This is a genomic window from Pseudarthrobacter albicanus (genome assembly GCF_018224015.1).
Lineage (GTDB): Bacteria > Actinomycetota > Actinomycetes > Actinomycetales > Micrococcaceae > Arthrobacter > Arthrobacter albicanus.
In genome coordinates, this window is record NZ_JAGPOT010000140.1 from 1 (window position 1) to 5284 (window position 5284).

At 63.1% G+C, this 5284-nt stretch carries 4 protein-coding genes and 3 pseudogenes; 4 read left to right on the forward strand and 3 right to left on the reverse strand.

The window, feature by feature from the left end:
* The 3 genes and pseudogenes from J9611_RS20565 to J9611_RS22840 all read left to right on the forward strand — a co-directional run.
* Window positions 1-622, forward strand: a 622-nt coding sequence (locus J9611_RS20565) for an AMP-binding enzyme (protein WP_211882964.1), incomplete at its 5' end; no start/stop codon positions are given.
* A gap of 252 nt (window positions 623-874) precedes the next feature.
* Window positions 875-983: pseudogene (locus tag J9611_RS22835) on the forward strand (IS481 family transposase); the annotation flags it as partial.
* 1 nt (window position 984) lies between these two features.
* Window positions 985-1181 (forward strand): annotated as a pseudogene (locus J9611_RS22840) (IS481 family transposase); the annotation flags it as partial.
* Window positions 1182-1220: 39 nt separating this feature from the next.
* Here the strand turns inward: J9611_RS22840 and J9611_RS20575 are convergent.
* Both J9611_RS20575 and exaC read right to left on the reverse strand, forming a co-directional pair.
* Window positions 1221-1493, reverse strand: a complete 273-nt coding sequence (locus tag J9611_RS20575; protein ID WP_211882968.1) for a hypothetical protein — start codon at window positions 1491-1493, stop codon at window positions 1221-1223.
* Between the two features lie 238 nt (window positions 1494-1731).
* Window positions 1732-3255, reverse strand: coding sequence for an acetaldehyde dehydrogenase ExaC (gene exaC / locus J9611_RS20580; protein ID WP_211882965.1), 1524 nt, complete (start codon window positions 3253-3255; stop codon window positions 1732-1734).
* Between the two features lie 680 nt (window positions 3256-3935).
* Between exaC and J9611_RS22845 the strand changes: the two genes are divergently transcribed.
* Complete coding sequence (locus tag J9611_RS22845; protein ID WP_372447825.1) at window positions 3936-4283, forward strand: transposase; 348 nt, start codon at window positions 3936-3938, stop codon at window positions 4281-4283.
* Window positions 4284-4604: 321 nt separating this feature from the next.
* Here the strand turns inward: J9611_RS22845 and J9611_RS20590 are convergent.
* A pseudogene (locus J9611_RS20590) lies at window positions 4605-4949 on the reverse strand (Tn3 family transposase); the annotation flags it as partial.
* Between the last annotated feature and the right edge of the window lie 335 nt (window positions 4950-5284).

Here is a 5284-nt window from a genome sequence, read left to right on the forward strand (position 1 = left end):
CGGCATCGCCGCGGACGTCGTGGACGAGAACGGCGAATCCGTGCCCAACGGCCACGGCGGCTTCCTGGTGATCCGCGAACCCTGGCCCGCCATGCTGCGCGGCATCTGGGGGGACCCGGAGCGGTTCAAGGAAACGTACTGGTCCCGTTTCGAGACCATGTACTTCGCCGGCGACGGCGCCAAGAAGGACGAGGACGGCGACATCTGGCTCCTCGGCCGGGTCGATGACGTGATGAACATTTCCGGGCACCGGCTCTCCACCACCGAGATCGAATCCGCCCTGGTGTCCCACCCCTCCGTGGCCGAAGCCGCCGTCGTCGGTGCCGCGGACGAGACCACCGGCCAGGCCGTCGTCGCGTTCGTGATCCTCCGCGGCGACGCCGTGGACTCCGGCGACGAAATCGTCCAGGAACTCCGCAACCATGTGGGCAAGGAGATCGGCCCGATCGCCAAGCCCAAGACCATCCTCGTGGTCCCCGAACTGCCCAAGACCCGCTCCGGGAAGATCATGCGCCGCCTGCTCAAGGACGTCGCGGAAGGCCGCGACGTGGGCGACGCCACGACCCTGGCGGACGCAGGCATCATGCAGACCATCACCGACTCGCTCACAATGCGAGGCTGAAAAATGGCCGGCTCGTAGCGACACGCATGCTAGGTATCAGGGCACGAATGAAATGGGCCAGGGGAAAGACAAAGCTGCCGTGATGTCTGTGGAGTTCTTGGAACAGCTCCGTCCGGAGTTTGGGCGTCCTTCAGCCGCTAGCCGTATTGACCCGGCAGGTTGGTGACACGGGGACGGATTTGACGCAATAAAGAGGACCTCCGGTGCTGTGTGGTGCTTGTCGAGAGCAAACCACAATCCCAGGAGGTCCTCGTGTCCCACCCTAACGCGGTTCTGGCCCATTCCGGGCGTCTGCGGCTGGCCCGCTGCATCGTCGTTGACGGCTGGAGTCAGCGCCGGGCAGCTGAACGGTTCAACTTCTCCGTGCCGACCACCGCATCCTGACCCGCTTGCAGTGTCCGCCGCTGCGGTTCACCGATCCGGCCACCGGGGTGCGGATCCGGGCCGGGAGTTCGCCCGCCGCTACGAATACGCCTGGCCCGGCGGGATGGTTCATGTGGACATAAAGAAGCTCGGCCGGATCCCGGACAGTGGCGGGCACCGGGTCCTGGGACGGTCCCGGGGCGAAGCGAATTCGAGCGCGGCTAGGGTATTTCAGTCAACTGTTTCCGGAATTGACGAGACTGTGCTCATCCTCTTCCTGCGCAGGGGCATCCTTGAGTCCCAGCGGCGAAAGATCCATGTCCTCCACTGCAAGGCCGCGCAGCCCCGTACCCTCTGGACTGTCTGGAACCCCTTGACTTTTCCTCGACGGCGCAGCGGACACATTCAGGGCGTTGGTGGCTGGACTCACCGCGGATTTGCCATTGGCTTTTTCCCATGAGCGCCTGTAGCCGTGAGTTTCTGCGGCGGGGACGGATTTCTGCGTCATCAAATGTCCGTATCTTCAAGTGTATTGATGAGAATGAGTGCGCTGGTAGTAGATGATGACCCCGTCGATCCAGCCGTGCTTCATCGCGTTGAACACGGCGGATCACGCACAGAATCCGGAAAGACACGGCAACGAGGATCTGGCCCCGGCGCAACACTCCAGGGCCTCCTCAGACGTGTCCTCATGGCCGCAGCCGCATGGAGCGCCCCGGTCCACGGGGCGCTCCATGGCTTGCTTCCTAGAAGAAGCCGAGCTTGTTTTCGGAGTGGCTGACCAGGAGGTTCTTGGTCTGCTGGTAATGGTCCAGCATCATTGAGTGGTTTTCGCGTCCGATGCCGGAGGACTTGTAGCCGCCGAACGCCGCCCCCGCCGGGTAGGCGTGGTAGTTGTTGACCCACACGCGGCCGGCCTGGATCTCGCGGCCGGCACGGTAGGCGACGTTGCCGTTGCGGGACCAGACGCCGGCGCCGAGGCCGTAGAGGGTGTCGTTGGCGATGCTGATGGCGTCGTTGTAGTCGGTGAAGCGGGCCACCGAGACCACGGGGCCGAAGATTTCCTCCTGGAAGATCCGCATCTTGTTGTGGCCTTCGAAGATGGTGGGCTGGACGTAGTAGCCGCCGGCCAGGTCCCCGTCGAGGTCCGTCTGGTTCCCGCCAGCGAGGATCGTGGCACCCTCCTGGAGCCCGATGTCGATGTAGGAGAGGATCTTTTCCATCTGGCCTATCGAGGCCTGGGCGCCGATCTGGGTGTTGGTGTCCAGCGGGTTGCCCTGGATGATCTTCTGGGTCCGCGCCACCGCGTCGGCCATGAAGGAATCATAGAAGGAGTCCTGGACCAGGGCGCGGGAGGGGCTGCTGCAGACCTCGCCCTGGTTGAAGGCATAAAGGGTGAACCCTTCGAGCGCCTTGTCGTAGAACGCGTCGTTGGCGTCAGCTACATCCTTGAAGAAGATGTTGGGGCTCTTGCCGCCGAGCTCCAGGGTGACCGGGATCAGGTTCTGGCTGGCGTACTGGCTGATCAGGCGGCCGGTGGAGGTTTCGCCGGTGAAGGCGATCTTGCGGATCCGGGGGCTGGAAGCTAGCGGCTTGCCGACCTCCGAGCCGAAGCCGTTGACGATGTTCAGCAGGCCTGGGGGCAGCAGGTCTGCGATGAGTTCGGCCAGCACCAGGATCGAAGCGGGCGTGTTGGACGCGGGCTTGAGGACGACGGCGTTGCCGGCGGCCAGGGCCGGAGCCATTTTCCAGACTGCCATCAGGATGGGGAAGTTCCACGGGATGATCTGGCCCACGACGCCGAGGGGCTCGTGGAAGTGGTAGGCGGTGGTGTCGTCGTCGAGCTGGGACAGCCGGCCTTCCTGGGCGCGGATGGCGGAGGCGAAATAGCGGAAGTGGTCGGCGGCCAGCGGGATGTCGGCGTTGAGGGTTTCGCGGATGGGCTTGCCATTGTCCCAGGTTTCGGCTACGGCCAGCAGCTCAAGGTTCGCGTCGATCCGGTCGGCGATCTTGTTCAGCACCGCCGCGCGCTCGGTGGCAGAGGCCTTGCCCCAGGCCGGTGCAGCTTTGTGGGCAGCATCCAGGGCCAGCTCAACGTCCGCGGCGCCGCCGCGGGCCACTTCCGTGAATTGTTTGCCATTCACGGGAGAGACATTCTCGATGTATTGGCCGGTAGTGGGGGCTACCCATTCGCCGCCGATCCAGTTCTCGTAACGGTCCTTGAACTGGACCTTGGATCCTTCGTGGCCGGGCTGTATATAAACGGTCATCGTTTAACTCCTCCTGGAAAACAGACGTCTTCGTCCTGGGCCCATGGTAGAACTTCAAAGGTTGCGACCAGGATGCGGTGGAGATTCCTGACAGCTGTACGCGGGTTCGTAGGGCTGGCCGACGGGCCGTCTCTCCGTTCGCGCCGCGGAATGGCCTGAAGAACCAGTGCCGCCGAAAAGCGCCGCGCCAGCTCCCACAATCACCAGGCAGGTTAGCCGCTGCCGACGCTCGGCGGTGCCGGCCCGGAATGGCATTGAACACATCACCACCTAGCATCCGGCTCATAATTTGCTCTGGCGCGAGCCGTGGGAACACGTGGGCCCTGGTGCCAGGGGCCGAACGGTCGTTGGCAAGGCGAGCCAGGGCGTCCAGCGTCCCGCGGCTTCGATGGTGGTTGCGTCCGTGTAGACCCGCGACTTGGCATGCCATGTCCAATCTGACGGAGAGCCCTCCGGGAGGTGGGGATTTTGACGCGGAACCCAGTGTCCGAATCTATGTCTCGAGAACTGTCCTGGACGACGAACACTGGTCGGGCTGCAAGACGTCCATCAAGCCGGCATACATAGGGGCCGGGTGATCCCGTTCTCGCACCGGGCCCTGGCCCGGTCCAAGGCCGGCCGCCAATACTTCTTGTCCGCGATCCAATCAACGATGCGCGCGCGCACGAGCGGGATCCAGTATGAGACGGAGTACAGCACGTCGGCTTCATGGAGGTGTCAGAGCAACACTGAATGCCGTACACCTCGGCTTGTCGATCTATGAATGCGAATCCACGCTTACGGCCCTGGACGGCCTTGGCGACATCCTCGCCGCACGGATCCTGGCCCGGATCGGAAACCCGGGATTCTTCGGCACAGCAGCCGCCCTCGCGGACTATGCCGGTGCGGCACCGGTAGAGGTTGGCCGGCGCCGACCACGGGGTCCACAGGTTGTCCCGCTACGGCGAGCGGCAGCTCAACTCTGCGCTCCACACCGTGTCCAGATCCGGGTGCCTGGCAGCACCGGATACGCCTACTACCGGCAGTAAATAGCCGAAGGCAACCCAAGGCGCCGCTCTTACATGAGAAATAACCCCGTCATCAGAAAAACCCCGCCTGGACTGTCGCGTGCTTGTGAATTCTTGGTGTTGTGTTCAAGGATCCCGTTGGGCGGCGAGCTGCCACACCGATCGGGGCGCCACGGTCGACACCGAATCTGCTGCACCGACCGTTCCGCAAACGGAACGGCAAAACCGCCATTTCAAGCTGCGATTTAACCGCCAAACGAAGTTAACAGTCACAGATGGCGAAGCGGTGTCGGGTCTATCGCAGACGACCGTTTGCGATAGGGCGCTCTTGCGGTAGGCCAGCTACTCATCCGCCGCAGTTTCAGTGTTCGGGTCGCGTAAGGGCCGCAGGCCCGTTGTTTTTTCCAGCGTTGGGAAGCTGTAGCGGCCCAGTTCGTTGAGATGGGCGTGCCCGAGCGGGGATAGGCGTGCGACATCTTCCTCGCGCACCGGTTGTCCCTGGGCGCGCAGCTGGGCAACGGCGGCGTCGAGATACCGGGTGTTCCACAGGGTGATTGCGTTGACGACGATTCCGAGTCCGCCGAGTTGGTCTTCCTGTCCTTCCCTGTACTTTTGGTGGAGCTGGCTGCGTTTGCCGTGGAAGACTTTGCGCGCCAATCGGTGGCGGGACTCCTGGACCGTGGTCTGGGTATTTACGGGTGGCTTGTGAATTCGTGAAATATCCGACGCTAAGGGCGTATTGGGGTGGCTTGTGAAAAAGTGACATATCAGACGCTAAGAATAGTCCCCGCCGGCCCAGGGAATACAAGGGACCGGTGTGTAACGGTTGCCGTGTAGGAACCAACGTAACGGGCACCTTCCTTAGCGATACGCCCGCCGGCGAAGGTCATCCCCCGGCTAGTGGTGTGTCTCAGTTTTGCTTGACGGCTTGGAGTGCGACACGGCCGCGGGCGACTTTTTCGAGGATGGATTCCGCTGTCGCCGTCCACACCAGGGGCTTGGGCTCATCGTTGTGGGCGGCG